General features: G+C 70.9%; 32 protein-coding genes. 5 read left to right on the forward strand and 27 right to left on the reverse strand.

Translation table 11 applies throughout. The features are described 5' to 3' along the window. Nucleotide 1 precedes the first annotated feature (1 nt). The 14 genes from ACN26Y_RS29825 to ACN26Y_RS29890 all read right to left on the reverse strand — a co-directional run bounded on the left by ACN26Y_RS29825 (nucleotide 2) and on the right by ACN26Y_RS29890 (nucleotide 13410). The gene (locus tag ACN26Y_RS29825; RefSeq protein WP_422733990.1) at nucleotides 2-241 is read right to left on the reverse strand and encodes a hypothetical protein; all 240 of its coding nucleotides are present in this window, start codon (nucleotides 239-241) and stop codon (nucleotides 2-4) included. Continuing rightward, nucleotides 238-1059, reverse strand: a complete 822-nt coding sequence (locus tag ACN26Y_RS29830) for a hypothetical protein (protein ID WP_422733991.1) — start codon at nucleotides 1057-1059, stop codon at nucleotides 238-240. Before ACN26Y_RS29830 ends, ACN26Y_RS29825 begins: the two co-directional genes overlap by 4 nt. Next, complete coding sequence (locus ACN26Y_RS29835; protein WP_422733992.1) at nucleotides 1060-1455, reverse strand: hypothetical protein; 396 nt, start codon at nucleotides 1453-1455, stop codon at nucleotides 1060-1062. 64 nt (nucleotides 1456-1519) lie between these two features. Beyond that, complete coding sequence (locus tag ACN26Y_RS29840; protein WP_422733993.1) at nucleotides 1520-5929, reverse strand: polysaccharide deacetylase family protein; 4410 nt, start codon at nucleotides 5927-5929, stop codon at nucleotides 1520-1522. Then, nucleotides 5922-7454 carry a hypothetical protein gene (locus ACN26Y_RS29845; RefSeq protein ID WP_422733994.1) on the reverse strand — a complete coding sequence of 511 codons (1533 nt, stop codon included), beginning with the start codon at nucleotides 7452-7454 and terminating at the stop codon, nucleotides 5922-5924. The genes ACN26Y_RS29840 and ACN26Y_RS29845 overlap by 8 nt, the downstream gene beginning before the upstream one ends. After that, complete coding sequence (locus ACN26Y_RS29850) at nucleotides 7454-7870, reverse strand: HK97 gp10 family phage protein (protein ID WP_422733995.1); 417 nt, start codon at nucleotides 7868-7870, stop codon at nucleotides 7454-7456. The genes ACN26Y_RS29845 and ACN26Y_RS29850 overlap by 1 nt, the downstream gene beginning before the upstream one ends. 6 nt (nucleotides 7871-7876) lie before the next feature. Continuing rightward, the gene (locus ACN26Y_RS29855) at nucleotides 7877-8002 is read right to left on the reverse strand and encodes a hypothetical protein (RefSeq protein ID WP_422733996.1); all 126 of its coding nucleotides are present in this window, start codon (nucleotides 8000-8002) and stop codon (nucleotides 7877-7879) included. Between the two features lie 43 nt (nucleotides 8003-8045). Next, the gene (locus tag ACN26Y_RS29860) at nucleotides 8046-8369 is read right to left on the reverse strand and encodes a hypothetical protein (RefSeq protein ID WP_422733997.1); all 324 of its coding nucleotides are present in this window, start codon (nucleotides 8367-8369) and stop codon (nucleotides 8046-8048) included. A gap of 10 nt (nucleotides 8370-8379) precedes the next feature. Continuing rightward, nucleotides 8380-8784 (reverse strand): hypothetical protein, encoded by a 405-nt coding sequence (locus ACN26Y_RS29865; RefSeq protein WP_422733998.1) that lies wholly within the window; start codon nucleotides 8782-8784, stop codon nucleotides 8380-8382. 3 nt (nucleotides 8785-8787) lie between these two features. Continuing rightward, nucleotides 8788-9195 carry a hypothetical protein gene (locus ACN26Y_RS29870; RefSeq protein ID WP_422733999.1) on the reverse strand — a complete coding sequence of 136 codons (408 nt, stop codon included), beginning with the start codon at nucleotides 9193-9195 and terminating at the stop codon, nucleotides 8788-8790. Continuing rightward, nucleotides 9192-9806, reverse strand: a complete 615-nt coding sequence (locus ACN26Y_RS29875) for a hypothetical protein (protein WP_422734000.1) — start codon at nucleotides 9804-9806, stop codon at nucleotides 9192-9194. Before ACN26Y_RS29875 ends, ACN26Y_RS29870 begins: the two co-directional genes overlap by 4 nt. Before the next feature lie 2 nt (nucleotides 9807-9808). Continuing rightward, entirely contained in the window at nucleotides 9809-10123 is a 315-nt protein-coding gene (locus ACN26Y_RS29880) for a hypothetical protein (protein ID WP_422734001.1), read from the reverse strand. After that, the gene (locus ACN26Y_RS29885) at nucleotides 10124-10288 is read right to left on the reverse strand and encodes a hypothetical protein (protein WP_422734002.1); all 165 of its coding nucleotides are present in this window, start codon (nucleotides 10286-10288) and stop codon (nucleotides 10124-10126) included. Further along, nucleotides 10288-13410, reverse strand: a complete 3123-nt coding sequence (locus ACN26Y_RS29890; protein ID WP_422734003.1) for a phage major capsid protein — start codon at nucleotides 13408-13410, stop codon at nucleotides 10288-10290. The genes ACN26Y_RS29885 and ACN26Y_RS29890 overlap by 1 nt, the downstream gene beginning before the upstream one ends. Nucleotides 13411-13494: 84 nt before the next feature. Here ACN26Y_RS29890 and ACN26Y_RS29895 point away from each other — a divergent pair, with 84 nt between their 5' ends. Both ACN26Y_RS29895 and ACN26Y_RS29900 read left to right on the forward strand, forming a co-directional pair. Then, on the forward strand, nucleotides 13495-13800 hold the full coding sequence (locus ACN26Y_RS29895; RefSeq protein WP_422734004.1) for a terminase small subunit: 306 nt from the start codon (nucleotides 13495-13497) through the stop codon (nucleotides 13798-13800). Next, the gene (locus ACN26Y_RS29900) at nucleotides 13745-15226 is read left to right on the forward strand and encodes a terminase (RefSeq protein WP_422734005.1); all 1482 of its coding nucleotides are present in this window, start codon (nucleotides 13745-13747) and stop codon (nucleotides 15224-15226) included. The genes ACN26Y_RS29895 and ACN26Y_RS29900 overlap by 56 nt, the downstream gene beginning before the upstream one ends. Before the next feature lie 348 nt (nucleotides 15227-15574). Here ACN26Y_RS29900 and dnaB read toward each other — a convergent pair whose 3' ends face one another. From dnaB to ligD, 10 genes are all read right to left on the reverse strand, one after another. Next, a complete protein-coding gene (dnaB, locus tag ACN26Y_RS29905; RefSeq protein WP_422734006.1) occupies nucleotides 15575-16900 on the reverse strand; it encodes a replicative DNA helicase in 1326 nt (441 codons plus the stop codon). Then, entirely contained in the window at nucleotides 16897-17610 is a 714-nt protein-coding gene (locus tag ACN26Y_RS29910; RefSeq protein ID WP_422734007.1) for a hypothetical protein, read from the reverse strand. The genes dnaB and ACN26Y_RS29910 overlap by 4 nt, the downstream gene beginning before the upstream one ends. A gap of 555 nt (nucleotides 17611-18165) precedes the next feature. Next, nucleotides 18166-18636: a hypothetical protein gene (locus tag ACN26Y_RS29915; RefSeq protein WP_422734008.1), complete on the reverse strand. Its 471-nt coding sequence runs from the start codon at nucleotides 18634-18636 to the stop codon at nucleotides 18166-18168. Next, complete coding sequence (locus ACN26Y_RS29920; protein ID WP_422734009.1) at nucleotides 18633-19310, reverse strand: hypothetical protein; 678 nt, start codon at nucleotides 19308-19310, stop codon at nucleotides 18633-18635. The genes ACN26Y_RS29915 and ACN26Y_RS29920 overlap by 4 nt, the downstream gene beginning before the upstream one ends. Next, nucleotides 19307-19816, reverse strand: coding sequence for a hypothetical protein (locus ACN26Y_RS29925; RefSeq protein ID WP_422734010.1), 510 nt, complete (start codon nucleotides 19814-19816; stop codon nucleotides 19307-19309). Before ACN26Y_RS29925 ends, ACN26Y_RS29920 begins: the two co-directional genes overlap by 4 nt. Further along, a complete protein-coding gene (locus tag ACN26Y_RS29930) occupies nucleotides 19813-20115 on the reverse strand; it encodes a hypothetical protein (RefSeq protein ID WP_422734011.1) in 303 nt (100 codons plus the stop codon). The genes ACN26Y_RS29925 and ACN26Y_RS29930 overlap by 4 nt, the downstream gene beginning before the upstream one ends. An 86-nt stretch (nucleotides 20116-20201) precedes the next feature. Beyond that, nucleotides 20202-20498: a hypothetical protein gene (locus ACN26Y_RS29935; RefSeq protein ID WP_422734012.1), complete on the reverse strand. Its 297-nt coding sequence runs from the start codon at nucleotides 20496-20498 to the stop codon at nucleotides 20202-20204. A 624-nt stretch (nucleotides 20499-21122) separates the two neighbouring features. Beyond that, nucleotides 21123-22055 (reverse strand): tyrosine-type recombinase/integrase, encoded by a 933-nt coding sequence (locus ACN26Y_RS29940; RefSeq protein WP_422734013.1) that lies wholly within the window; start codon nucleotides 22053-22055, stop codon nucleotides 21123-21125. Further along, entirely contained in the window at nucleotides 22052-22399 is a 348-nt protein-coding gene (locus ACN26Y_RS29945) for a hypothetical protein (RefSeq protein ID WP_422734014.1), read from the reverse strand. The genes ACN26Y_RS29940 and ACN26Y_RS29945 overlap by 4 nt, the downstream gene beginning before the upstream one ends. Nucleotides 22400-22463: 64 nt before the next feature. Next, nucleotides 22464-23489: a non-homologous end-joining DNA ligase gene (gene ligD, locus ACN26Y_RS29950; RefSeq protein WP_422734015.1), complete on the reverse strand. Its 1026-nt coding sequence runs from the start codon at nucleotides 23487-23489 to the stop codon at nucleotides 22464-22466. 47 nt (nucleotides 23490-23536) lie between these two features. Between ligD and msrB the strand changes: the two genes are divergently transcribed. Then, on the forward strand, nucleotides 23537-23947 hold the full coding sequence (msrB, locus tag ACN26Y_RS29955; RefSeq protein WP_155333394.1) for a peptide-methionine (R)-S-oxide reductase MsrB: 411 nt from the start codon (nucleotides 23537-23539) through the stop codon (nucleotides 23945-23947). A gap of 28 nt (nucleotides 23948-23975) precedes the next feature. Here the strand turns inward: msrB and ACN26Y_RS29960 are convergent, their stop codons facing one another. The 3 genes from ACN26Y_RS29960 to ACN26Y_RS29970 form a co-directional block, all read right to left on the reverse strand. Further along, a complete protein-coding gene (locus ACN26Y_RS29960; RefSeq protein ID WP_370463281.1) occupies nucleotides 23976-24581 on the reverse strand; it encodes a DUF305 domain-containing protein in 606 nt (201 codons plus the stop codon). Nucleotides 24582-24586: 5 nt separating this feature from the next. Next, the gene (locus ACN26Y_RS29965) at nucleotides 24587-25321 is read right to left on the reverse strand and encodes a lytic polysaccharide monooxygenase (protein ID WP_155333395.1); all 735 of its coding nucleotides are present in this window, start codon (nucleotides 25319-25321) and stop codon (nucleotides 24587-24589) included. A gap of 130 nt (nucleotides 25322-25451) precedes the next feature. Further along, complete coding sequence (locus ACN26Y_RS29970) at nucleotides 25452-25727, reverse strand: isoamylase early set domain-containing protein (protein ID WP_155333396.1); 276 nt, start codon at nucleotides 25725-25727, stop codon at nucleotides 25452-25454. Between the two features lie 156 nt (nucleotides 25728-25883). Between ACN26Y_RS29970 and ACN26Y_RS29975 the strand changes: the two genes are divergently transcribed. Together ACN26Y_RS29975 and ACN26Y_RS29980 are read left to right on the forward strand one after the other, a co-directional pair. Then, the gene (locus tag ACN26Y_RS29975; protein ID WP_155333397.1) at nucleotides 25884-26144 is read left to right on the forward strand and encodes a Prokaryotic metallothionein; all 261 of its coding nucleotides are present in this window, start codon (nucleotides 25884-25886) and stop codon (nucleotides 26142-26144) included. A gap of 114 nt (nucleotides 26145-26258) precedes the next feature. Next, nucleotides 26259-26804, forward strand: coding sequence for a redoxin domain-containing protein (locus ACN26Y_RS29980; protein WP_155334357.1), 546 nt, complete (start codon nucleotides 26259-26261; stop codon nucleotides 26802-26804). The last annotated feature ends 1 nt before the right edge of the window (nucleotide 26805 follow it).

A 26805-nucleotide genomic window follows, 5' to 3' on the forward strand; every position in this document is an offset into this window, starting at 1 on the left:
CCTAGTTGATGAGTTGGGGTAGCAGGGCCACGCCGAGCGCGGCTGCCGACAGCAGCACCGCGGCGGCGGGTAGCGGCCACTGGCGGGCCTCGAGGTGCCGCAGCCGCGACTCGTGGTCCTTCACGTCGGCGGCATGTTCCCGGTTCTGGTTGACCAGCTCCCGGACGGTGTCGCGCAGCAACACCAACTGGTCGTAGATCTCCCGGGGCGTGATCTGCACCGGGCCGAGCGGGTCACTCATGACGCCAGCCGCGCGGCCAGCTCGTCGGCGACCTGCCGTGCCAGCTCCGGCGGGATCGCCGCGGCGATGGCCGCCGGGTCGAGACCCGCGAGCACCCCGGCCACGATCTCCGGTTCGTCGGTGAAGTCCCGCCCGGCGAGCTCCGCGACGAGGGCGTGGATCTGGTTCGTCCGGTCGATCCACCGGACCGGGTTCGCGGCGGAGCCGGCGTTCGCGGCCAGGACCCGCTCCGCCGTGGCTCGCGCGATGCGTTCCACGTCCGTGGTGTCGATCGCCATGGCGTCCTCCAAGAGTCCGATGCTGGTCAGGTAGCGGCGGAACAGCGGGGTTTGGTCGCGGCCCGCCTTGATCGAGTCGCGGAAGAAGCTGAAGTGCGTGTGGTAGAGGTGGGAGCGGTCGCCGCTGGTACGCCGGCCGAGCCGGTCGTAGCGGCGCACGGTCCGGCCGTCCGGGCTGTAGATGACCTCCCGGATGTCCCGGGCGTCCGGGGCCCCGCGCTCGCACTCGCGCACGCACCACACCGAGAACGTGCGGAGCGTGTGCGTCTGGCCGACGGAGCGGACCTCGAACAGGCCGACGTCCAGGGCGGCGGCGTCGAGCGTCAGGCCGGCCCGGTCCCGCGGCGACTCGACGACCGAGTAGTCGTTGGCCACCACTCGGTCGGACCCGCAGTGGTAGCCGCCCCGGTGGTTGGAGTCGCCGACGATCCCCACCTCCGCCGGCTCCAAGTCCGCCGACCGCACGCTGTCCGGGTCGACGTTCAGGTGGTCGAGCAGCAGCCCACGAACAGCCAGCAGGTTGCCAGGCGCGCGGGTCACCTAGACCACCTCGTAGATGGTGACCTGCAGCTTGGTGTGGGTCAGGACGATCGACGCCACACCCGACGCGCCCGACTTGATGCCGCGCAGCTTCAACGTGTGCGACCCGGCCGTGGTCAGGGTGCCCCGCCACCGCTGGCTGACCGTGGCCCGGTCCACCGCCGTCATCAGCTTCAACGCACGGGCGGTCTGGTCGGCGCCGTTCACATCGAGGTGCCCCTCGGCGAGCTGCCCCGCCGCCGCCGTGGCGATGTTCATGTCGAACGACGCCTCAGCGATGTAGAGCGCGCCGTCGGTGAGGGTGGTCAGGGCGATCGACGTGCCCGTGACGTCGGCGAGGGACGTGCCCAACGTCAGCGACGCGGACGCCACCGCCTCGTACGTGACGGGTTGCATCCGGTTCAACCTGGCTGCGGCGATCCTGTTCCCGCTGGCCCAAGGCATCGTGTGCTCCCTTCCCCTACAGCGCCGCGTACGCGGGTTCGGCGACGTCCACCTCGGTGCCCGCCGGCCACGCCAGCGCCACGCCGTTGACGGCCCGGGCGGAGAGCGTGGCCGTCTGCGGGCTGGCACCACCGGTGATCGCGGACAGGGTCATCCGCTCGCCGCCCACCCGCACATCCAGCGGGAAGTCCGCCGGGTCGACAGTCCACGGCCCGTTCGCCGCAGTCGACGCGAGAGACAACTGCACCCGCCTGCCGAGCCGCGGCGCCCACGCGTGCCACACCGCCCCCACCGTCGAACCGGAGCCGTGACGGGCGCGCATCCGCGCCCCCGTCGCCCCCACCGGCGGCGTGAGCCCACCAGCGATGTACGTCCACACCCCAGGCGTGAGAGTGACCAGCGGGCCGATCGAGGTCGACAGGTAGCCGCCGGTGTTGTACCAGTCGACGGCCGGGCCGACCGTGAGCGCGCTGGCCGACCACGCCCACATCTGCACCCAATAGGTGACCGCCGCGTTGACGGGCGCGGTGACGTCGGCGTTCGCACCGCCGGACGACGCGTTGCCCACGGTGATGCGCAACGAGGCCGTGGCGTCGTTGACGGGCGGCAGGGTACTGGTCGACCGCAGGATGGTGGCGTTGGCCGCGACCCAACCCGACAGGTCGGTGGTCAGGTACGGATTGACGTTGATCGGGGACGGGTCGTCGGCGGCGGTCAACGCCGCGGCGAGCGTCGACCCGTCGGCGGCCACCCGCGGGTCACCCCCCACCGTGCCGACCGTGTACGGGCCGGCCGGCGTCAACGTCCAGTCCACCGTGCGGGTGTGCTGGTCGATCCGCTCCACCGACTCGCGGACCATCACCACCGCCGGGCCGGGCGGCAGCCACTCCGGCAGCCCGCCCACCGACAGCACGTCACCGGCCGTCAGCGCCGACGCCGCCGCCGTCAGCTCGGCGTCGCCGGTCCACACCGGGGCGCCCAGGTTCACCCGCATCACCGGATACCGTGCTTCGTCCCACGTGCCCACGTGCAGCCGCCACCCGGCCTGGTCGGGTAGCTGCACGTCGGAGGCGACGTTGACCGTCACCGACGTGTCGTAGGTGCCGACCCCGTCCGGCGGCGCCTGCACCGACAGCGGCCCGGTCTCGAGCACCGCCCGCGCGGCCCCACCCGACGGGGACTTCGCTTCCACGTCGTTGCGGACGAGGTCGTCGTCGTCGACCGGTTCGAGGGGCGGCGCGAGATGCGTGTAGTCCAGCTCCAGGGGGGTCTGGTTGTAGAGGGCGCCGAGACACCGGTAGGTCAGCGCGATCTGCTCGCGCGCCTCACCCAAGATGCCGCCGTCGGCGTCGGCGCACTCCCGCAGCAGGTCGAGGAACGTGGCGATGCCTTGCGGGCCCATCGCCGCAGACTCGTCCGGCCCCTCGGACACGAACACGGGCACACCCTGCTCGTCACACAGCCGCTCGATGCGGGCTGCGGTCGTCTCGCCGAGGTGCCCGGTCATCGCCTCGTGCGTGTCCGGGAAGTCCACCGGCAGCGGGTTCCAGCCGGCGATGTGCCCCACCGTGGGCATCGCCGACGACTGCGGCTCGTCCTGCCGCACCTCCAGGGGGTTGACGATGACCCGGGACAGGTTGCCGGGCGACCCGACCAGCGGCGGCGTGAACGGGCTGTAGGAGTCGACCAAGACGTCGTCGATGCGCAGGTCCGCGCCCACGTTCGACCCGTCCGGGTATACCTCGACCGCGTAGTGGTGCGGCAGCCCGTCGAACACGTTGAACGACGCCGACGCCGACGCGACCGCCCCGGCGAGGGGGTCGTCGACGTAGACGGTGGCGAACACGCCGGTCGGCTCGATCTGCACGTCCCACACCCGGTAGGAGCCGTCCGACTCGAACCGGATCGGGACCACCGTGTCGGCCTTGTCGCGAGGGGCGCGCATCACCCACTCGACCCGCCACCCCCCGCCCGGGGTCGCCGCGGCCGGCACCCGGCCTTGCAGCACCCCACCGCGGGACAGGTCGACCACCGGCCCGGAGCCGGGAATCCCCGTACCCGACCCGAACTCCGGCAGTGCCGCCGCCTCGACCGGAGCGCCGCTGCCCGGGGCGGTGAACCGGGAGTACCCGAACGGGATCATCGGCTCCACCCCGGCCGTCACCGCCCGCGCCGACAGCGACCCCGCCGGGTCCTCAAGCGGCCAGTACACCGTCGGGTACGCCAGCCCCGGCCGCCCAACGGTCAGATACCGGTACAGGGCGGAGTCGAGGGGCTTCGCGCCCTGCCCGAGCCGGCGAAGGATCCCCGACGCCTGCAACGGCACCCACACGTCCGAGCCGGTGGTTGACCAACGCGGCGGCCACTCCGACACTTCCATCACCGCGCGCCGGTCAATCACCCGCAGGTTGTCGTACCAGAACTGGATGGGCTTCGTGTTGGTGTTACCGCCGGCCACACCCGAGCGCACCCCCGGCGGGCCCGCCGCCCGCAGCTGGTCGTCGACGGCGGTGACCTGCCACTCCCGCGGCTCCCCACCGGCCGTCGGGTCCCACACCTTGACTGCGAGCCGGTCGCCGACGCACGACGCCGCCACCTCCAGCGGCAGCCCCGTGTACGTCAGCCCGGCCACCGTGACCGGGCCGGCGATCACACCGCCCGTCGAGTGATGCAGCGACACCAGCACCTGCTCACCGGCGGTGATCTCCACCCGGGCCATGTAGTAGGTGTTGATGTCCTGCAACCGGAACAGCAGGTTCGCGGGCTCCAACGCCCCACCGAGCACGTTGACGACCTGCATGTGCACCGTGGTGCGGATCTCGCAGTCCACCAGCGGCAGCGCGTCGTAGTAGCTGACCCGGTACCCGCCGGCCACCGGCACCGAATGCCGGGCCGTACCGGCGGTGACGTGCGAGTCGGTGGACAGGATCGTGCCGCCGGCGCCGAACGACACCCACCCGGTTCCCCACCCCTCCGTGACGGGCGTCGCGAAGTCGAACGCGGCGAGCTCCAGCCCGAACCGGACCGGCGTGTTCCGGCCCAACAGCCCGAAGTACTCCGAGCGGGGGTTGCGCGGGCTGTACTTGCCGCCGGCGCTGGCGAGGACCAGGTCCATGGTGCCGGCGTCGCCGTCGCGGCGGGTGATGGTGTGCCCGCCGCCGGAGTCGGCCACGCCCTGCCGGGCGTCGGCGGTGACGTCAACCCAGCCGCTCTCGGCGACCGTTTCCAGCACCTCACGCACCGGCAGCACCGTCATGCCCCGCGCCGCGATCGCATCCATGACCGCGTCGAAGTCCGTCTTGCTGATCTCCGTCTGCACCGTGGGCGAACCGGTGACGATCCGGTGGAACGCCAGGATCAGCCACCCGCCGTTGGACGCCACCTTGTCGAGCATGCCGCCGGTCGCGGTCAGGGTGGTCGGGTTGAACTGGCCGCCGGTCAGCGACGAAATCCCCGACATGGCGTGCAGCCGGAACGGCATCGGGTCACGCGGCGACGCGACCTGCACATGCGTAGACACCGCCACATCCGCCAGGATCGTCCGCCCCGACGTGAACCCGGCCTGCGCGGTGATCGCCTCGACCGCCGCCCCGTCGGTGGTGTCCTCATACCGGCCACCCGGATACGCGAGGCTGTACCTGCCCTGCGGGTCCGGGAACTTTTGCGCCAGCCACCCGCGCAGCGCGGTCAGGTCGGCCAGCGCCTGCGCCGCCGTCACCCCCGTCAGCCGGGCGTCGTGCACCGACTCGGCGTACGCGTGACCACCGATCTCCCACCCCGCGGCGGCGCGGGCCTGCACGTCAGCGAGCGTCGACCGGTCCGCCTGGCCGAGCGCCCCCGCGATCGTGTAGTCCGTACCCCGGAACCCCAGCGCCTGCATCTTCGGGAACGCCTGAGACGTGATCGACGAGTGCGAGTCGTCGAAGGTGATCGACACGAACGCGCCCGGCGGCGCCGGCACCACCTCGATCCTGTGCAGGGTGACGGTGATCGGGCCGGTCGCCTTGTCGACGACGTGCAGCCGCACCGCGGTGAACCCGCTGGTCTGCGACGGGACACCCGTCGATGACAGGGTGATCGTCCCCGCCACCGTGTTGATCTCGGCGAGCTGCAGGGCGATCTGAAACGGCTCACCCGACTTCCCGACCTGACTGGAGGCGGTCTGCGCGTTGAACCGCCACCGGATGTTGTTCGCCAGCGACCCCGACGTCGCCACAAACAAGCTCAGGTTGCCGATCTTCGTCACGTCCGACACCGTCAACGTCAGCCGCAGCATCCGCCCGGTCAGATCAATGCTCATGCCCGACGCGTCCAACGTCGCCGCGACCCCACCGCCGCCGGTCACCACCTGCCCCGACATCGGCAACACCTGCACCGCCGACGGGCGCTCGCCGACATACAGCTCAGTCAGGGTCGTGTTACGCACGGCGGGGTCCGAGCACGAACTGGACGTTGCCGCCCTTCGCCCGGATCGCCGGGCGCAGCAGCTCGACGAGCAGCTCCCCGACCCGCCGGTCCGTCGACTCGATGCGCAGCACCATCGTGTCGCCGCCCATCGACGCCGACCGCGACGACACCTCTTCACCAGCCAGGGCGAGGATCGGCACCGGCGTTCCGGGTGTGCCGGGTACCCGGCCGCCGGAGTGGAAGGTGGGCAGCTGCGGGGCTGAGATGGTGTTGCCGCCGATGCCGAACACCCACCCGGGCACCGTCCACGACAGCCGGCCCACCGTGTTGTTCCACGCCCGCGACACCGCGTTGAAGCCGGCCCGGAACGGCGCCGAGACGTACCCGCCGATCTTCGCGAAGGTGTCCTTGATCTTGCCTGGAAGGCCGGTGATCCAGTCGAACGCCTTCGACGACGTCGACTTGATCCAGTCCCAGGCGGCCTTCACCGGCTCGCCGATCTTGCCCCAGATCGCCTTCCACAGATCCTGAAACCACGTCGTCTGCGTGGCGATCCAGATGATCGCGCCGACCAGCAGCCCGATACCGACGATGATCAAGCCGATCGGGTTCGCCGACATGGCCACGTTCCACGCCCACTGCGCGGCCGTCGCGACCCCGGTCGCCGCGGCTCCAGCGAGGGCGGCGGCCTTGCTGGCGGTGGTCGACGCGGCGGCCTTGATCGCCGACAGGCTGACCGCGTTGTTCGCCATCGCGAGCAGGTTGACCGTGCCGACCAGGCCCAGCGCGGCCGACGACACCAACTCGATCTCCGTACCCCACCTCGACAGCGTCGACGGGTCCGCCGCCTTCTGCGCGTCGACCAGGTCGAGCTGCGCGTCCTTCGCATCCCGGCTGGCCTGAGCCATGTCCCGGCCGGCCTGCGCGCCGTCCTCCTGCGCCTGCGCCAGATCGGCCTGCGCCTGCTGGCTGTCGACCCCCGCCTGCTTCAGGTCGAGCTGGGCCTGCGCCAGATCCTGCGCGGCCTGCCGGGCCTCGATCGACCCGGCGCCGTGCTCCTTGACCGCCTCGTTGTAGTCCTTCTGCGCCTGGGCGGCGTCGATCCCCGCCTGCTTCTGGTCGAGCAACGCTTGCTCGGCGTCGACGCCGGCTTGCTTGGCGTCGATCTGCGCCTGGTTGAGGTCGAGCTGCGCCTGCTTCAGGTCACCGAGAGCCTGTTCGGCGTCGAGGCCGGCCTGCTCGACATCGGCCAGAGCGCGGGCCTGCGCCTGCGCCCGGTCCGCCCCGCGCGACTGGATGGCCGCGAGGGCCGACACGGCGCCGCCGGCGTCACCGATCGCCGCCGACGAACCGGCCGCCACCGCACCGAGCCGGGTCATCCGGTCGGTGTACTCCCGCGCCGCCCCGGACGCCTGCGCCGTGTCCCCGGACGCCCGCTGCGCCGCAGCCCCGACGGACTGAGTCGCCGCGTTCGCCTGATCGGCGGCCTTGGCCAGCTTGCTCGCGTCGCCGGCGAAGGTGAGAGTTACCGAGGGCCCGGGCATCAGTCAGCGTCCAGCCCGGCCGACCGCACGACCGTCAACAGCCCGCGCTCAAGCTCGGCCTGGACCTCGTCGCGCTTCTCGTAGAACGACGGGTACACGTACCGGCCGCCCTTCTTGAACTCCCGCTTGGGCGGTCGGCCCTTCACCCGGCCTTCGCCGCCGTAGTCCAACCACGGCACGTAGGCCGCCCGGTTCGACCCCGCCGACACCCGCGTGGCGGTGCGCGTTGACCGGGCCTTCACCGACGCCCGCGCCCGCCCCGACAGCTTCGGCATCTTCGGCCTGGCGGTGTCGACCACGATGTTCGCCGCCGCGTTGTGTGCCAGCCGCAGACCCTTCGGCGCCTCAGCGTCGAGCTTCCGCAGGGCCCGGTTGAACTGCGCCAGGCCCTCAACCCGGATCGGTTCGATCTCCACGCCCGTTCACCTCCCCGCACCCTGCGCCATCAGGTATTCCAGTCGCCGCCGCTGCGCCTTCCGCGCGAAATAGATCGACCAGTAGACGAATTCCTCGTTCGACAGTTCCTCCCGCATCCGGGCAACCGTCATGTGCAGCTTCTCGGCAATGAAGAATTCGTTCTCCAGCCCCGGATCACTTTCGAGGGCTTTTGTACGCCTCCTTATCGGCGCGGCCGGCGATCCCGGACAGCTCGTTGATCCGCTGGTTCAGCGTCTCGATCTCCCCGAACCCGGCCACGCCGATCCACTGCCGGACCTCGTCCTCGGTCAACTGCGGGTCGACCATCGCCAGCGACAGCGACAGCGGCTCCATGTCCTTGCCGTCGTTCGCGCCCTTCGCGATCTGCACCACCTCGGCGCGCGTCAGCCCGCGCACCCGCACCGTGCCCACGCCGGGCAGCTCGACGTTGTCTTCCGGGCAGCGCGGCCGGAACAGCGCATCCTTGTCGACAGCCACCGAACCCTCCTCAGACCTGTGCGATCTCGGCGACGTCGTCGCTGATCGTGAACTGCGCCGACCACGTGACCATGTCCGCCACCGGGTTCGTCTCCACGTACTGCGTGAGCAGCGCGTCGAACGTCTGCTGCGGCTTCCCGGTGCCGGTGCCCTCCGGCTTCCGGATGATCTCCACCACGGTGCCGACCAGCGGGTTCAGCACCGCGTGCGTGCCGGTGGTGGCCGTGTTGTCGTACGTGCCGCCGCACGTGAACTGGCCGTTCTTCAGCCCGCCGTCGTGCACCTCGGAGTTCTTGCCGTAGTGCGTCACGTTGTGGCCCGCCGCGCCGCGGGTCATCTCCGACGTGTTCGTCCACGCGCTGATGTCGTCACCGCCGACGGTGATCTGCGTGTGCCTGCCGTGCTGGTAACCCATCGCCTATGCGCCCTTTCCAGTGATGTCCAGGTGGAAGATCGCCGCCAGGTATTCGGTGCCGGCGTACGTGGCGGGCGTGAACTCCGCGTACTCGACCCGCACCGTGTCGCAGGCGGTGTATGTGTGCGCCTCGATCGCCGCCTTGACCGACTTCGGGCCCGACCCGTCCGCGTACTTGGCGATCGCCCGGCGAGCGGCAGGCTGCGTCGGATTGGCCACCAGTACGATCACCGACTGGTCCGGGATCCGGTCCCCGCCCCGCCCATAGGCGAGGTCGTAGTCGATCCGCTCCGGCAGGGCGATGAGCGCCGCCGGAGGGGTGATCTTCTCGACGCCCCACGGCGGCCGGCGTAGTCCAGTGATGGCGCCCAGGGCGGTGCGCAGTTCGCCGGCGACGTCTTCGAGGTTCATCCGAGCACCCACTTCCGCCGCACGTACGGGCGCAGCATCACGGCGACGTCCGGGTCGACGCGGGCGAGTAGCCGCAGCTCCGACCCCTGATCCGGTGAGCCGGCCACCCCGTACGGAGAGTCACGGCGGGCGAGGAACCGCGACGCCTGCAACTTCGTGGCGTTCTTCACGGTCACCGGCACCGCCGACCAACCCCACCTCGCGGTGACCGTCACCTCGTACGCCTCGCCGGTCGGCTGGATGGTCGAGTCCGGGTCGACTGCCAGATGCGTCCACGGCCGACCCTCGGCGGCGGCGTTGACCGGCGTCAGGTCATACAGGGTGATCGCACCGGCCGGCGCCGCGACGGTCAGGCCGGTGACGTCCATCAGGTCGTCAATCTCGACTACCCACCGGCAGCCGCGCGGCCTGGCCGTGTACCGGCGCGCCTCGGGCGCGGCCACCTGCCCGAACTGCCGGTCCGCTGGGGTCCGGCCTTGCGAGCAGTGGTCGTCGACGGCGCGGGAAGCGGCCTCGATCGCCGAGGCCACCTCCACGTCGTCGTCCACGTCCGTGACCCGGATGAACGCCTTCAGCTCATCCGAGGTCAGGTACGCCGGCGCCCAGGGCATGGTTACTTCCCGGCGAGCTGGACGGCGGCGACGGTCAGGCTGGTCACCTTCGAATAGGTGACGGTCAGGACCGTGCCGGCCGCCGTCCGGTAGACGGGGATGACCGCGGTGCCGGTGGTCGCCGGCACGCTGAACGGCACCCCGTCCACCGTCACAGTGGTGGAGGTGGCGTCCGCGTTGCGCACGAGCAGGAACACGCCCAGGTCCCAGCCGGCGGCCCGGCTGCCCGCCGCGATGGTGTCCCCACCACCGGACGCGGCGGACATGGTGACGTTGGCCAGTCCGGCCGACGCGTCCTGCGTTGCCAGCAGCGCCATCTACTCCGCCTCCTCGAGTTCCCAGCCGTTGCCGTCGCCCCGGTCGACGTAGCCGCCGGCCCGGGCCACCGGTTCCTGCTTCTGCTTCGCCGCGGGCGCGGCCTTCTTCGCCGGTGACTGCTTCACCGGTTCGGTCGGCCGCGCCTGCGTCTTCTCGCCGCTCATTACGGGGTGATCCGGATGCCCGACAGGCCCACCGGCCGCAGCAGGTGGGTGGCGAAGTAGCCGAACAGCGCCAGCTCGATCAGCGCCGGACCCGACTTTTCCTCGAATTTGAACGTCAGGGTGGGCGAGGCCCAAACCCACGCGTCCGACGGGTTGAGCATCAGGATCTGCGAGTCACCCGCGGCGACACCGGTCATCGCCCACGCCGGCACGAACGGCATCCCGTCGACGGACCAGCCCTGCGTGATCGCGTTGCCGAGCCCGGCCGCGTTGGTCGCGCCGATCGACGGGAACAGCGGCCGGCCCGTCGAGTCGGTGACCGTGGCCATGATGCTGGTGGCGTTCTGGCCCATCAGCGCGATGCCCGGCGCGCCGAACCGCTTGAACGGGTACGCGGCGAGCTGCGCGCGGATGCCCTTGATGAGCGCGGCCTCCGCGTACGGCGTGCCGCCGGTCGAGGCGAACGTGGCCGCCTGCGCGCCCGAGGGCACGAGGCCAGTGGTGATGGTGCCGCCCGCGCCGTTGGCCCCGTTGAGCAGCGTGTACACCTTCGCCTCGGTCTGCCGGGCGTACGACTCGTTCATCGCCTGGAGCGCGATCTGGTCGATCGCCGGGTTCGACGAGTCGACGATCTCGCGGGTGAGGATGAGCTTGCCGGAGATCGCGCCCGGGGTGACCGTCTTCGTGGTGAAGGTCAGCGACCCGTCGGTCGGGTTCACGCCCTCGGCGTGGTCGGCGGTCGCGCCGGTCGCGGAGCCGAACACCGGCACCACGAACGGCGTGGCGTTGGAGATGACGCCCTGCGACAGGGCGTTCACCATCGGCCTGCCCTGCTGAAGCATGGGCACGAACAGGTCGGGCCGGTAGCCGGGCGGGATGACCTGCGACGCGGTGCCGGTGGTGACGGTGGCGAACTGCTGGGGCAGGCCGGGCGACTGGTGGAAGCGCAGGGCGCTACGGGCCAGCTTCGCCACTTCCTCGGTCTGCGCCCGGAACTTACGCAGACGGTCGACGGCGTCGTCGTCGTGCTCCTGCCCGGCGTACCAGGCGTCCCGGACCAGCGAGTTTCCGGCCCCGTCGAACGAGTAGATCGGGGCTTCGCGGGTGACGGTGTACCGCGCGGCGCGGACGGGCTGCGGGCCGTCCTGCGGGGCGGAGATGTTCTCCAGCGCCGCCTTCACCCCGGCCGACACGGACTCGCCGATCGACTCGGACAGCGACGTGGTGAGGCTCTTGTGCGATTCGGTGATCTTGTCGGCGAGGCCGGACATGTACCCGTCGAAGTCGAAGTTCGCGGCGTCCGGCTGGCCCGTGCCCTGATTGGTGGGCATGTGGGTTCCCTTCTGATTCCTGCTGGCCTTGACGCTCGTCAGCCGGGCGTCGTCGAAAGCGGGGGTACCCGTGAGGGCAACGCCGCGGAGATTCGCCTGACGAACCAGGCGCACCGACTCGTCGGTCGGGTCCGGCTGCCACGAGTCGAAGTCGTTGAAGTCGACCTCGACCGAGAAGCCGTCGAGGATGCCGTCTTCGGCCTTCTCCAGCGCACGATCACCCTCGGGACCGCGACCGACCTTGAAAGTCCCCACCAGCCCGCGCGAGGCGGATTGGAGGCGAGTGGCAACGCCGATCAGGTCGCGACTGTCGTGGTGCTGGTTGAGCTTGATGCGGCTGACCTCGGACCAACTGACCGAGTCCTTGGTGAACCGCCATTTGCCCATGCCGTTGTTGGCAACCTTGCCCCAGGGGAGCAGGAGGCCGGTGATGGTGCGGCGCTCCGGGTCCACCTGGAAGTCCTGCGGGTCGGGCGCCTCGAACTGGAGCTGCACCGACTCGCCGGCGTCGAAGTTGACGATCTCGCGTGGCACGCGATCCTCCCTGCGTTCCTGCTGGGTGCCGGGTGGAGTCGACTCCGGCGCGGTGGCCGGCGCGGCCGGCGGCGTCTGGGGCTTGCTGGCGTTGCGGACGCTGGCGACGGGGATGTCCTCCAGGTCCGCGATCCGCTCGTCGTCGTACGCGCCGACCTCCCGGCCGACCTTGTACGTCTCCATGCGGGTCTTCGTGTCTCCGCGCAGGAACGCCCCGAAGTCGATTCGGGCTTCGTAGCCGCGGGGCAGCACATCCCGCATGGACAGCCGCTCCTGCACCGCGGTCACGTACGGGCCCAGGCTCGTGTTGATCAGCGCCTGCCAGCGTTGCTCCTGGTTCGCGTACGTCCGGCTGGTGACGCTCACCTGAAGGTCTTCGGCGTCGAGTCCTGTCGCCCGAGCGATCTCGAGCACGGCGTGCTGCCGGGCGGCGGCGAGCTGGAGTTGCTCCGGCGACCACTGCAACGTCTTCGCTTCGAGCGCCCCGTTGACGTAGCCCCACGACCGATCCCGCCGGGCCTCTTCCCAGTCGTCGAGGATCTCCTCGACCTGCTCCGGGGTGGGCGGCTCGATGTCGCCCTTCGGTGCGAAGTAGCCCAGCGGCAGCGGGTCCTTCGCGTAGGTGGCGACGGTGCGCTCCAGCAGCAGGCAGGTGCGGATCGCCCGAGCGGCGTGGCGCAGCAGCGGCGGGTTCGGTGAGTCGAACCGGATGATCTCGTCGTCGCGGACCGGCATCCCGTCGATGTAGACCTGCCCGTCGACCGGGAACGGCTGGTCCGGGCTGATCTGCGCCGGCATCAGCCCGCCGGCCGGCGCGACGTGCACGCTGCCGACCGGGACGTGGCGGGCCTCGACGGGGTAGCCGTGCCACCCAAACCGAGTGACCTTGAGCCAACTGATCGATTCGAAGAACAGATCCTCGTAGATCTGCGCCTTCACCGCGCTGTTCGCGATGTTCGGGTCGATGTTGCCGCTGGGCAGGTAGGTCACGTCGGTGACCAGTCGCCGGTCGGGGCTGTGTACGCGGATCGGCAGCGTGGACAGCGCGCCGCAGATGATGTTCCGCGCGCGCAGCACGGCCGGCACCTGGAGCGCCTCGTCGCGGGAGATCCGGGGCGCGATCGCCCCGCCGCCGGTCATCGCCTGCAACATCTCCGGCGGCACCTCGACGGAGAACCGGGCGGCCGGCCGGTGGGGGGTCATGCGGGCGGGCGGCGTGTCGGCCCGCCCCAGCCGCAGCAACCCCCGCCACTTCACGATCCGAAGGTTAACACGCCGTTCGCGTTACGATCCCAAGGTGAAAGCTCGGATGTGCCGCAGGTTCGTAAGGTAGGCGGTGGGATGGCCGGTCAGCTCCGCTCCGTCGACGCGATGCTCGGGCCCGCGGTCGCCGAGACGATCCGCAACCTCAACCCGGCCGACGTCGACACGGCGGCCGTCCGGCTCGCCGAGCAGTACGCGAAGGCCATCGACGACGCCCGCGGCGACCCGGACGTGCTGGAGAAGCTCGGCCCCCGACTGCTCGCCTGCCTCGAGTCGCTTGGCGCCACCCCACGGTCCCGCGCCGCCATCGTGAAGGGGGGCGCGGCCGGTGGGCAGGGCAAGGGCAAGCTCCAAGCCGTCCGAGAAGCTCACCGGTCGGCGTGAGCCACGGCTAGCGACGGAGCCGCTGCGCCGGCTCACCCGCAAGACGACCGACGGGTACTCCGTCATCGACTTCGCGAACGGCGTGCTCGGCGAACCGCTCCTGCCGTGGCAGGAAGAGGCCGTCATCCGGGGGTTGGAGCTCAACCCCGACGGCACCTACCGCTTCCGCGTCGTGATCATCCTGGTGGCGCGGCAGAACGGGAAAACCCACCTGTCCCGGGTCGTGACCTTGTGGAAACTCTTCGTCGGCGGCGCCCGCCTGGTCCTCGGCGTCGGCCAGGACGTCAGCCTCGCCCGCGAGGTGTGGACCGCCAGCCAGGACACCATCCGCGACGTACCCGAGCTGTCCGCCGAACTGGACAAGGTCTCCGCCCGCAACGGCGACGAGTGGCTCCGGCTCACCTCCGGCGCCCGCTACAAGATCTCAGCGGCGAACCGGTCCGCCGGCCGCGGCCTGAGCGTCGACCACCTGAACTTCGACGAGATCCGCCAGCAACGCGACTGGCTCGCCTGGTCCGCCCTGTCGAAGACCACCAACGCCCGCCCGTCCGCCCAGGTCTGGTGCATCTCCAACGCCGGCGACGACGAATCGGTGGTGCTCAACCACCTGCGTGACGCGGCCCTCGCCGGCGCCGACCCGTCGATCTGCATCCTCGAATGGTCCGGCCCGGACGGATGCGACCTCGACGACCCGGCCGCGTGGGCGCAGGCCAACCCCGGCCTCGGGCACACCGTGTCGGAGCAAGCCATCCGCTCGGCGCTCGGCACCGACCCGCCCGCCGTGTTCCGCACCGAGGTTCTCTGCCAGCGCGTCGACAGCCTGGACTCCGCCGTCGACCTCACCGCATGGAAGGACTGCCGCGACCCCGCCGGCAACCTCGACTCCCTCCGCGACCGGGTCGCCGCCTGCATCGACGTCGCGCCCGACGGGCAACACGTCACTCTCACCGCGGCGGCGCAGCTCGACGACGGCCGCGTCAGGGTCGAGCCGGTGGCCGCATGGTCGTCCACGCGGGAAGCGCGCGCCCAACTGGCCGTCCTGCTCGACCAGATCCGGCCCCGCGTCGTCGCCTGGTATCCATCCGGCCCGGCGGCGGCCCTGGCGCCCATCCTGCGGCCCAGCAAGCCCCAGCGCGACCGGACCTACCTCGAGCTGAAGGGCGGCGACGTCACCGCCGCCTGCATGGGCCTCGCCGACCTCGTCACCGCCCGCCGCATCCTCCACCCCGGCGACGGGCTACAGGACGCGCACGTGGCCGGAGCGCAGAAGCTCCACCAGGGCGACGGGTGGCGGTTCGAACGCCGCGGCGGTGGCCACTGCGACGCGGCCTACAGCGCCGCCGGAGCCGTCTACGCGGCGCTCACCGTGCCGGTCAAGCCGCGCCTGCGGCCCCAGGTCATCGTGAGCCGCCGGAAGGCCGGCTGACCCCTGACCGGGGAGGGGACCCCGGGAGGGGGAAAAACAGGGCGGGCTGTCCCTCCGGTCCAGGGTCGGCCCGGAAAAACCGCAGGTCAGGGCGTTGTCACCATCGTGTGCGCGGCTGCGGTGCAGGGTCACCGATGGGCTTGCCGGTTCGCAGGTTGCAGCTAGCGCAGCTAGCCAGCAGGTGGGCGGGGTCGTCGCCGTGTTCCTTGCCGAGCACGTGGTGGACGTGCTGGGCACGCGTCGTGCAGCCTGGCAGCCGGAGCTGGCAGCGGTGACCGTCGCGTTGCAGGACGTGGGCCCTGATGCGGCGCCACTTCCGTGTGGATCCACCCGCCCACGACTGGGACATCAGAGGATGGCCATGTCGATGAAGCGGGACAGGTGGAGCTGGGACGCGACGGTCACGGTGTCGGTCGGCCCGCCGCGGTTCTTGCGGACCACGATGTCGGCCTCCCCCGCCCGGGGCGACTCCTTGTCGTAGTAGTCCGGGCGGTGTACGAACATCACCACGTTGCTGTCGTTGGCGATCGACCCGGAGCCGCGCAGGTCGGACAGTTGGGGGTGCTTGTCGGCGCGCATGTCGGGGCCGCGGTTCATCTGCGCGGCGGCGATCACCGGGACGTCGAGGTTGCCGGCCATGAGCTTGAGGGCGCGGCTGACGTCGGAGATCTGTTCCTGTTCGCTGGCGCAGCGCCTGCTCGGCTGCACGAGCTGGGTGTAGTCGACGATGACGGTGTCGAGGCCGTGCCGGTTGGCGAGGATGCGGCACTTGTTCTGGATCTGCCGGACCGTGATCTCGGACTGGTCGCAGATGAACAGGGGCGCGGTGGACATGGGGCCGAGCGCGTTGGAGACGCGCTGCCAGTCCCGGTCGTCGAGGGTGCCGGTGCGGATCGTGTGGTACGGGACTCTGGCTTCGGCGGAGATGATCCGCTCGAACAGCTCCTCCTTGGACATCTCCAGCGTGAACATGGCCACGGTGGCCTTCTGCCGGATGGCCAGGTTCCGGGCGATGTCGGTCAAGAACACGCTCTTGCCGGCGCCGGTGGGCGCGGCCACGGTGATGAACTGCTGCTTGCGGAGCCCGCCGAGGAGCCGGTCGAGATCCGAGAATCCGGTCATCAGGCCGACCGGGGCGTCCTTGCGGTGCTCGATCGCCTCCAGGCCGTCGCTGAGCAGCGCGCCGAGCGGAACCATGTTGTCGTCGTCGCGGCGCGGCTGGACCTGCCGGAGGAGGTCTTCGGCCAGCCCAGCGACCTGCTCGGCCGTGTAGCCGGGGTTGGTGGCCGCATGGGTGATCTGGATGCCGGTGGCTTCCAGCCGTCGGCGGGTGGCCATCTCCGCGACCCGGTCGACGTACCAGCCGGCCTGGGCGGCGGTGGGCACGCTGGCGACGAGCGTGTGAAGGTACGGGCCGCCGCCGATGTGGTCGAGCCGGCCTTGGTCGGCGAGGTGACCGGCGAGGGCGAGCGGTTCGGTGGGGATGCCGGCGTCGTGGGCGTTGACGATCGCGGTGAAGAGCTCGCCGTGGACCGGGCGGTAGAAGTCGTCGGCGGTGAGCTTCGCGGCGATCTCGTCGATCAGCTTCGGGTCGGTCATGAGTGCGCCGAGGACGACCCGCTCGGCGGCGAGGTCGTAGGCGGGCGTCCGGGTGTCCTGGCGCGTGTCGGTCATGAGCGGTCCCTTCGCTGTGCGGTGGCTGCGGCGAGCAGCCCGGTGTTGCTCTGTGCGGCCTTGGCGGCGAGGTGGGCGACGATCTCGGCGGGTACGTGCCGGTTGTGCAGGGCGGTGGCCTCCTGCGTGATCCGCATGAGGGTGAGGGCGTTGAGCGGGCCGCTGGTGTGGTCGCGGTAGGCGTTCAGGGCGGCGAGGACGACCGGGTGGGTGGTCTCGCGTGGCTCAGGGCGGGCCGGTAGGCCCTGACGGCACAGCGCGCACAGCAGCAGCCCGGTGGTGGGGTGCAGCGTCCGCCCGGCCGGGGTGTCGTGTTCGCAGGCGGGTTCGGTGCGTTGGAGGTCGCGGATGGCGGCTTCGACCTGCTCGCCGCGGGCGGTCCGGACGTCTTCGTAGAACGGGGCGTAGCTGCGGTTGCTGGCCATGGTCCGCAGGTAGCGGAGGTTCACCTTGCCTGGGTACCGCTGGCAGACGGCCCGGTGGACGGCGGCGGCGTCGTCGGGGGTGGCGTTGGGGTAGCCGGCGGCGTGGAGTCCGTCGAGGACGATCTGCGTTGCCTCCGGTAGCCGGATGGCGCTTTCGGCGATGAGGGTCTGCTGCTTGCCCCGGTTCGTCTTCGGCGGCGGGGGTTCGGGGTTCTCCGATCCGTCGCGTGGGGTGTGAGGGGTTATTGAGGGGTGTATGAGGGGTGGGGTGGCAGAGAGTGCCACCCTTTCCACCCCGGATTTGCCACCCTTTCCACCCCGGATTTGCCACCCTTTCTCGTCTATGGGTGGCACTGGCTGCCACCCATCATGGGTGGCACTCTCTTCCACCCTTTCCGGGGTTTGGGTGGCAGTAGGTGCCACCCTTTCCATGGGTGGGATCCGGTAGGTCGCGCGCCGCCCCCGGACGGCGTACACCGGCCGCCCGTTCTTGTCGGTGGCGAGTGGTACACGTACGTCGACACCCCGAGCGGCCATGGCCGCCAAAGCGGTGCTGACCGCGTTCTTACCGCCGTCCTTGTGTCCGGACCAGCCCATCCGGTGGGCGATCAACTCCCACCCGGGGTAGCCCTCGCGGGTGGTGTCCCTCGCGTCCTCAGCGATGGCGATCAGCAACAGCCGGTCCACCGCGGTCAAGTTGGCCGGGGCGTGGTCGAGCACCTCGACGATCAACTTCACGCCCAAGAGAGCCTCCGGTCCTGCTGAAGGGGTGACACGTGCCCCGTCGCGCGCTCGATGCGCGATGCCGGCCGATCCCGGGCGGGGCGAAGGTGGCGCCGGTCAGCCAGCCGCGTTGGCAGTGAGCTGGATGTGCCCGTTCGAGGTGCGGAGGTACCCGTCCGTGGGGACCGGACCGGCGCTGCCGAGCAGATGCCGGACGATCGCCCGGTGCACCTGGTTGGTGGTCTCAATCAGCCGGTCCGCCTCGTACTGCAAGAGCCGGACGGCGGCGTTGTAGAGGCGGCCGGAGTCGTCGCGCAGGTCGGCGTCCAGCACGTCCAGGGCGGTGGCCCACTGGCGCAGGAGCGCCACCACGTCCCGGCCGTACGCGACCGGGTCCATCCCGGCTTCGGCGGCGTTGGTCAGGGTCACGGCGTTGAACTCGAACAGCGAGTCGTCGATGCCCAGCACGGTGCTGTTGTACTTGTCGACCGCGGCCAGCTCGTACGGCCGGAACGGATCGATGACGCCCTCGTCGGGCCACGCCGGCATGGACTGGAACACGTTGATCATCTGCGGGGAGACGCTCATGAGTTGCCCTTCTTGGACGCGGTGATGAGGTCGTTGACGAGGTCGGGCGGCAGGTCGGTGACCGCCACGCCACGGGAAGCGGCGGCAGTCAAGGCCGCCCCCGTGAACCGGTCGAAGTCGAGCCCGAGCCGCTCGACCGCCCCGGCGACGGTGGAGCCCGCCGGAGCGCGGGACAGCAGCAGCACCGCGGCCTGCATCTGCGCGGCCTCGGCGGTGCCGCGGGCAGACGCGGCGGCGGCCTGCTCGCGCAGCCGGTCGACGATGGCGCCGAACGTCTTCATGCTGAAGCCGGGCACCAGCGCGCCGACGATCGCCAGGATCTTGTCCCGGTCTACCTCGAGCGCGGCGGCCCGACGCAGCAGCTCGGCGACGAACGCGTCGTCCGGCAGCAGCGGGTCGGCGCCGTGGCCGTCCGGCACCCGGGCGTCGACGATGGCGGCGAGCATCCGGAACGCGTCCTCCGCGAGCATCCCGCGCAGGTTGTCCGGGGCCAGGGCCAGCACGCCGTCCAGGTCGTCCAGGCTGTCCGCCAGGTCCGCGAACGCCGGCACGTCGGGGGCGCAGAAGCTGCACACCGGCCGGTCTTCCACCTCGATGTGGACGGCGTCCACCCGGTTGCCGCACCGGCATTCCAGCTTGGTGGTCGGGTCGTATGCGATGGAGAAGGTGCTCATGCTGCCGCCGCCCACTCGTCGGCGACGCTGCGGCGCAGCTCGAACATCCCGTCCAGGCTCGGCTCTGCCTTCATCAACTTCCTCGCGTAGAAGGCGCGGAAGTTGTGGTCCAACGACGGCGACTCGCCGGTCTGGAGCGACAGTTCCCAGCGGGCCCGCTCGTAGAGGGCGGCGATGCCGAGCCGGTGACGGCCCGTCCGGCGCTTCCACTCGAACGCGAGGGCCCGCAGCGTGGCGTAGACCTCGGGGTGATCGCTGTCGTAGGCCTCGAACTTCTCGGCGAGGGTCACCGGCTCGGTCTGGATCCCGGAACCGGTTCCGGAGTCCACGTCGGTCACGGTGAACGCCCGGCCGCCGTGCCCGACGGTCGCCTCCGCCCGGGCGCGGTGCTCGGCGTTGGCGCAGGACCACCGCGACCGGTGCTCGTCTCGCACGCCCTCCGGGTCGGTGACCTCGATGTAGACCCCGGCCGGCGCGGTGCCGCAGACATCGCAGGTGGCGCTCATCCGCGCAGCTCGATCTCACGGGCCAGCGCCTGAGCGATGACCATCGGGGTTTCGCCGACCACCGTGACCGTGGCGGCGTTCCGCAGGGCGTGGGACAGCCGGACGATGACCCCCTCCTCCGCGAGCACAGCCTTGCCGGTGTGGACCTCCACGTCCCCGTAGAGGCGCTCTCCGGACTTGATGGCGTAGTCGGCGGCGTCGGTGGTGAGTCCGATGCCGCCGTTGTCCACGAACCGGGCGAGGTCGAGGACGGTGCGGTGGGTGACCCGCTTGTCAGGGGGTCGTGTACTGTTCTTCACAGCAAGTCCCTTCCTAGGACTAGGTTGTGATCGGCCCGGCGCCCACCGTCGGGCCGATGTCGTTTCAGGGCATGACTCGGAGCCCGTCACGCGGTGCGTGCGGGCTGGTCAGTCGAGGAGATGTCGTCCGGCGCGGCCTTGCGAGCGGCGGCCTTGCCCCGGCGGACCTCGGCGGACCGGTACGCCATCCGGGCGAAGTGCGCCTTGCGGAGGCTCTCGGCGCGGATCGCCAGTTCGGTGTCCGGCAGGTCGCCGTACTTCTCCCGGGCCTGGGTCAGGAACCGGTCGTTGAAGCCCTGGCGGGCCGGTGCCGTGGCGGCGGTGCGGTCGTCGCAGTTGGCCCACTTGCAGTGGGCGGCGAGCTTGGCTCGCAGAGCGGACATCGGGGCTCCCTTTTCGGTGAGCCACCCCGAGTCCCTCGGACGGGTGCACGGTGACGCTGCGTTACGACGGACCGGCTTAGGTAGCCGTATTCAGTCGTATTCAGTCTCGTCGACTAGCGACATGCGCTGTGCGTCGCTAGCCTGTGCATGAGTGCAACACGGCCGGCTGCCGTCTGCGCTCGGTTCCCGCCCGAGGATTAGGCCCCTCGAGGTGGGGATGTGTAACCAGGTGTGCGGGACCTCATCTACGTTGATCGCGTCGGTGAGGTCCCGCGCTTGCTTCGTCCATCCTGCCAAGCAGAACGCACTAACTCCAGTCGGCGGTGACGATTCTCGGCACTTCGCAGGTCACCGCCGATACCGCTTTGGTCGACCATCGTTGTGTTTGGTTCGCATCGCACACGCGTTCGTGCGGCTCCCAAGCGCATCTGCGCAGGTCAGTGCGGTTTGCCTCCTCGGCCAGTCGAACTACACAGTTGGCTTTCTCGCCATCTGCAAAAAGGGGCATTCTGACCCCCGTGACGGTGCGTATAGCGCAAACGCCAGGCACAGCACTCCCCAGAACCACCGATCTCGGTGACAAGCTTGACCTCGTTCTCGATATCAAGCATCGAACTGGCCCGTTCAAAGCCGATCACCGAGACCCATCCGGCGGTGCGACGCCCGGGCCCGCTCCACCGCCGTCGACCGGGCGTACACGGACAGCATCGCGTCGCTGCGCCAGCCCGCGAGCTGCATCAGGTCCCGCTCCTGACCGCCCTCCGCTAACCAGCGGTGAGCGAACGTGTGCCGGAACGCGTGCGGATGGAGGTCGGACACGCCGGCGGCCTGGCCGAGCACCTCCAGCCGCCAGCGCACCCCGTCGGCGGTCATCGGGCCGCGCTCGCCGAGCAGCAGCCGCTGGGTGCGCTTGGCGTACGGGTGCGCCGACCGGATCCTCAGGTACCGGTCGATGGCCTGGCCGGTGCGGGCGCCGAACGGCACGGCCCGCGGCCGGTTGCCCTTACCGGTCACGAACACGATCTCCTGGTCCAGGTCGACGTGCTCGGGGTGTTCCAGCCCGACCAGCTCGGACACGCGCAGGCCGCAGTCAGCGAGCAGCCGCAGCAGCACCTCGTCGCGCCGGCCGTCGAAGATCCGCCGGTCGTACTGGCCGGCCTTCCCGCGGGGCACCTGGCACAGCTTGATCAGCCTGCCGAGTTCGTCGTCGGTGAGGACGCGTACCGGCTTCTCCGACTTGGCCGGCATCTCGACGCCCTCGGTGGGTGCCTTGTCCAGCTCGCCCTCGGTGACCAGCCAGCGGCAGAACCGGCGCATCCCGCGCAGCCGGGTGCGGACGGTCTCGATGTCGACTCGCTCGGCGAGGTCGGCCAGCCACGCGGAGATGGCGTGGCGGTTGAGCTGGTCGAGGGTGGTCGGCCGGCCCTGCGCGGTGAGCCAGTCGCAGAAGAACCGGATCGACTGGCCGTAGAGCACCTGCGTGCGCTCGGCCTTGCCGGCGGCGCGCAGGGACCGCCGGAACGACGCGGCGAGGTCGGAGATCTGCGGCGAGGTCACTGCACACACCGACGCAGCAACGCGTCCTCGCGCGCGGCCTCCGCCTCGTCCTCGCTGAGTCGGCGGATCGCACCGGCGTTGAGGAGCCCAGCGGGCACGCACCACTCGCGGTAGCCCTTGCCGTCCTCGACGAGCTCGAAGTCGCCGAGGTCGACCTCGGCCGGCAGCTCGATCGCCACCAGGTCCTCGCCTTTGCAGCCCTCGTTGACTGTCAGCGGCTCGTCGGCGACGAAGACGCCCCGAAGCGTCGCACCGACCAGCATGTAGCTGCCCTCGGCGTCCCGGAAGCCGCCGCGAGCGATCGCATCCGCCGCCTCAGCGGTCGTCGCATGGAAGAGAAGCACGGAGGTAGATTATCCGGCGAGTCAGCGTTATGCTACCCCCGTCCACGTTCGACGGATCGAAGTTCTAGCTGGTAGGCCGCTTCGCGCGGCTTGGTTGAACCCTCGGTGGTTCGCCCGGCATCTTCGGGTGGTCCGGCGGATAGGGCATGTCGCCCTGCCCGGCGGCGGCGTCCCGCTCGGCCCACTCCAGCAGGGGCGTGATGTCCCACGGGGCGTCGTCGATGCCGGCGTGCGGGTCGCCCCGCTCAGCCAGCCGGGCCGGGACGGTGCGCAGGTCGAAGTCGTCCGGGTCGACGTCGGGCAGCTCGTCCCACGTCAGCGGGGTGGAGACGGTGGCCCGCGCGTTGGCCCGCAGCGAGTACGCGCACGCGATCGTCCGGTCCCGCGCCATCTGGTTGTAGTCGACGAAGACGCGGGTGCCGCGCTCCTCCTTCCACCAGGCGGTGGTGACCAGCTCCGGCCGGCGCCGCTCCAGCTCCCGGGCCAGCGCGATCGTCGCCCGGCGCACCTCGACGAACGTCCAGCGGGGTTGGATGCGCAGGTAGACGTGGACGCCCCGGCCGCCGGACGTCTTCGGCCAGCCGGCGACCCCCAGCTCGTCGAGGATTCCCCGCAGCTCGGCCGCGGCGGTGGCGGCGTCGGCGAAATCCGTGCCGGGCTGCGGGTCGAGGTCGACGCGCAGCTCGTCGGGGCGGTCCGGGTCGGCGGCACGGACCGGCCACGGGTGGAAGACCACCGTGCCCATCTGCGCCGCCCACGCCACGTGGGCCAGGTCGGCCGGGCAGAGCTCCGCCGCCGTCCGGCCGCTGGGGAAGCTGATCTCCGCGGTCTCGACCCACGGGGGTACGCCCCGGGTCGGCACCCGCTTCTGGAAGAACATCTCCCCCTCGATGCCCTCGGGGAAGCGTTGCAGGGTCGTGGGCCGCTCGCGGAGGGCGCGCATGATGCCGTCACCGACCGCCAGGTAGTAGTGGAAGACGTCGGCCTTGGTGAACCCGCGCTGCGGGAACATCAACCGTTCCGGACTGCTCAGCCGGACGCGGTGCCCGGAGACCTCGATCTCCTCGGCTGCGGCCTTCGTGCCACCCATTCCGCGACCCTATGCGATGGCTCCGACATCCGACGTACCGTTGGTGGGTGAGTCTCGACGACACCGAACTGCCCCGCACCGAGGACGAGTGGCGGGTCCGGCTCAGCCCCGAGGAGTTCCGGGTGCTGCGGGAGCACGGCACCGAAGCCCCGTGGACCGGCGAGTACGTGGACACCAAGACGCCCGGCGTCTACCACTGCCGGGCCTGCGGGCTGGAGCTGTTCGCCAGCGACACCAAGTTCGACTCGAACTGCGGCTGGCCGAGCTTCGACGACGCCATCCCGGGCCGGGTCAAGGAGATCGAGGACCGCAGCCTCGGCATGGTCCGGACGGAGATCCGGTGCGCCCGGTGCGACAGCCACCTCGGGCACGTGTTCCACGGTGAGGGGTTCACCCCGAAGGACACCCGGCACTGCGTGAACTCGGTCTCCATCCGGCTCGAACCGCGCGAGAGCTGACCGTCCGCCTCCGGGCTCCCACCCCCGGTCAGCCGTCTGTCAGCAGCGCCGTCTGCGCCGTACGCGACCGGGCGACCCGCTCGGCCAACTCGCGCACCGACGCGCTGCCGCCGACCGTGAGATGCGCGTGGGCGAGGTCCGCCGCCGCGCGCTGGTGGGCGCCGAGCACCGCGCGGAGTTCGCGGTCCACGTCGGCCGGGGCCGCGGCGCGCAGGCGGGCGAGGTCGTCGGCGCCGGCGTGCCCGGCGTGGTCGTGCGCGCCCCCGCTCGTGGGCCGGCCGGCGTCCCGCAGCCAGGTTCGCATCGTCCGCAGCTCGTCGGACTCGGTCGCCTCGATCGCGTCGAGCAGGGTCCGCAGCTGGGCGTCGGTCAGCCGCCCCTCGACCAGGCGGACGATCTCCAGCGTCCGCTCGGTGTGCGCCACCATCGCGGTGAGGAACGGGGCGTCGACCCCGGCAAGGCTCACCGGTGTGCTCGCGGGCGTGTTCGCCGGGGGCGGGGCGGGCGCGGCGGTGCCCGGGCCGCCGGTGCAGCCGCCGGCCAGCAGCAGCACGGCGAGCAGGGCGCCGAGGTGCGGTCGGCGGGTGCGGCACGCTCTGGGTACGGGCCGCACCCGTTGGGCCCGGGTCGGCACCGGCTCTAGACCTGGGTCCACAGGGCCGGGGTGTAAGGCGGCTCCCAGCCGGGCAGCGCGGTGTGCGGCTGGCGGCACCGGTACGTGGCTCCGCCGTACGTGACCTGGTCACCGACCTGGTAGGCGCGACCCGCCGTCCACGTGCCGCCCGGGGCGGGGGTGGTGGGCGCGGCGGTCGGGGTCGGTGGCGGGGTGGTCGGCGGTGGCGTGGTCGGCGTGGGTCCGCCGCCGCCTCCGATCTGGAGGTCGACGCAGGAGTAGAAGGCGTTGGCGGTGTCGGCGATGTTCCACACCGCGAGGACCTTCTGCCGCCCGGAGTATCCACCGAGGTTGACGGTGTGCGACACCGTGGCGGGAGGCTGCTGGCCACCGCCGCTGAACACCGCGACGCGGGTGTTCCCGATGAAGTACTCCCAGTTGCTGGTGGCGTGCCGGGCGGTGTTGGTCCAGGTGAACGTGACCGTGCTGCCGACGCTGGTGGCCGGCCAGCCCCGGCTGTCGTCGTTGAGGACGGCGAAGTGGGCGATCCCGGCGTGGCAGTTGCGCAGCCCCTTGGGGCCCTCGACGCTCTGCGGCTCCCATTTGATCTGGCCGCAGTCGGGCACCCGGTTCTGCGCACAGAGCGCCTGCCGGCTGGGCGGGCCGGACACGTACCCGTGTGCCTGGGCCGGCGCGGCGACGGCCAGGGAGGACAGAACGGCGCCCGTCGCGACCAACGGGAGGGTGACTCTTCGACGCATGGCGGCATCTCCTTTGCGGACGAGGCTGCTGAAGATGCCACCCAAGGTAAGTTAAACTTTGTTAACAGTAAAGACCCCTGTCGATAAAAACATCGATGGAGGTAAGTCGTATCTGCCGCGACGGGCGGGGTCAGAGCAGCAGCAGGCTGCCCTGCTCGTCGATCCGGTCGGCGGAGTCATCGTCGAGCCAGACCCCACCCGTGGCGAGGTACCGGAAGCGGTACTCGCCCGGCCCGAGCTTGACCGTGATCGTGCGCGTGCCGTCCCGGCGGGTGACCAACTCGTGCCGACCGGGCTCCCAGCCGTTGAAGCACCCGACCACGCTGACGGTCCCGGGCGGGGCGTCCCGGGGGAGGCAGAAGGTGACGCGGGTCTGGTTGCCGAAGAGCTTGTTGCGCTTGATCACGTCTTTCCTCCGGGGGTCGGGTGTTCCACCGGTTCCAACGGCCGACACGCCGAGGACGACTCGCCGTGGAACCGGATCAGGTTCGCCGGTTCCGGTTGCCGAAGCGTGTCACGTGTTCGACGCTTGCGTTACGTGTCCACAATCGGGGGGTTTGTCATGGCGACCTGCGAGGTCTGCGGTAACGACTACTGGATGGCGTTCGAGGTGCATACGAGCAGCGGCGCCACGCACACCTTCGACTGCTTCGAGTGCGCGATCCACAAGATGGCGCCGATCTGCGAACACTGCCAGGTCAAGATCGTCGGCCACGGGGTGGAGGTGTCCGGTCGGTTCTTCTGCTCCGCGCACTGCGCCCGCGCCGAGGAAGGCGAGCAGGGCGCCAAGATCCGCGACGCCGTCGGCGCCCGCCCTTCCTGACGACGTAACCCTTCGGTAAGGGGTGCCGGGCGCGCAGCGGACTAAGATCCGATCATGCAATTCGGACGCTCGGCACGCCGCCCGCGCCGCCTCGCCGGCCTGGCCGTCATCACCATGACCGCCGCCGCCCTCGTCGGCTGCGCCGGGTCGGACGACCAGGCCGGGGCGCCCGGCACCCCCGCGCCGGCCACCGCGACCGGCGGCGCTGCCACCACCAGCGCCCCGGCCAGCCCGACCGGCGCCCCGCCGGCCAGCGTGCCGGAGACGCTCCGGTTCACCGCACGTACGGTCGACGGGCAGACCTTCGAGGGGGCCAGCCTGGCCGGCAAGCCGGCCGCGCTCTGGTTCTGGGCCGCCTGGTGCACCCGGTGCCGCGCCGCCGCCGACGACGTCGCGGCCATCCAGCGGGACACCGCGGCCGAGGCGAACCTGGTCGGCGTGGCCGGCCTGGGCAGCGGCGAGGGGGCCATGAAGCGCTTCATCGCCGACACCGGCATCGGCGGCTTCCCGAACCTCGCCGACGACAAGGGCGAGGTCTGGCGGAAGTTCGACGTGACCACCCAGGAGTACTGGGTGCTGTTGGACTCCACCGGCAAGGTCGTGCACTCCGGCCCGCTCAGCACGACCGAGGCCCGCCAGCGCATCAACGGCCTGAGCTGAA

Source organism: Micromonospora sp. WMMD558, from assembly GCF_049315255.1.
Taxonomy (GTDB): Bacteria; Actinomycetota; Actinomycetes; order Mycobacteriales; family Micromonosporaceae; genus Micromonospora.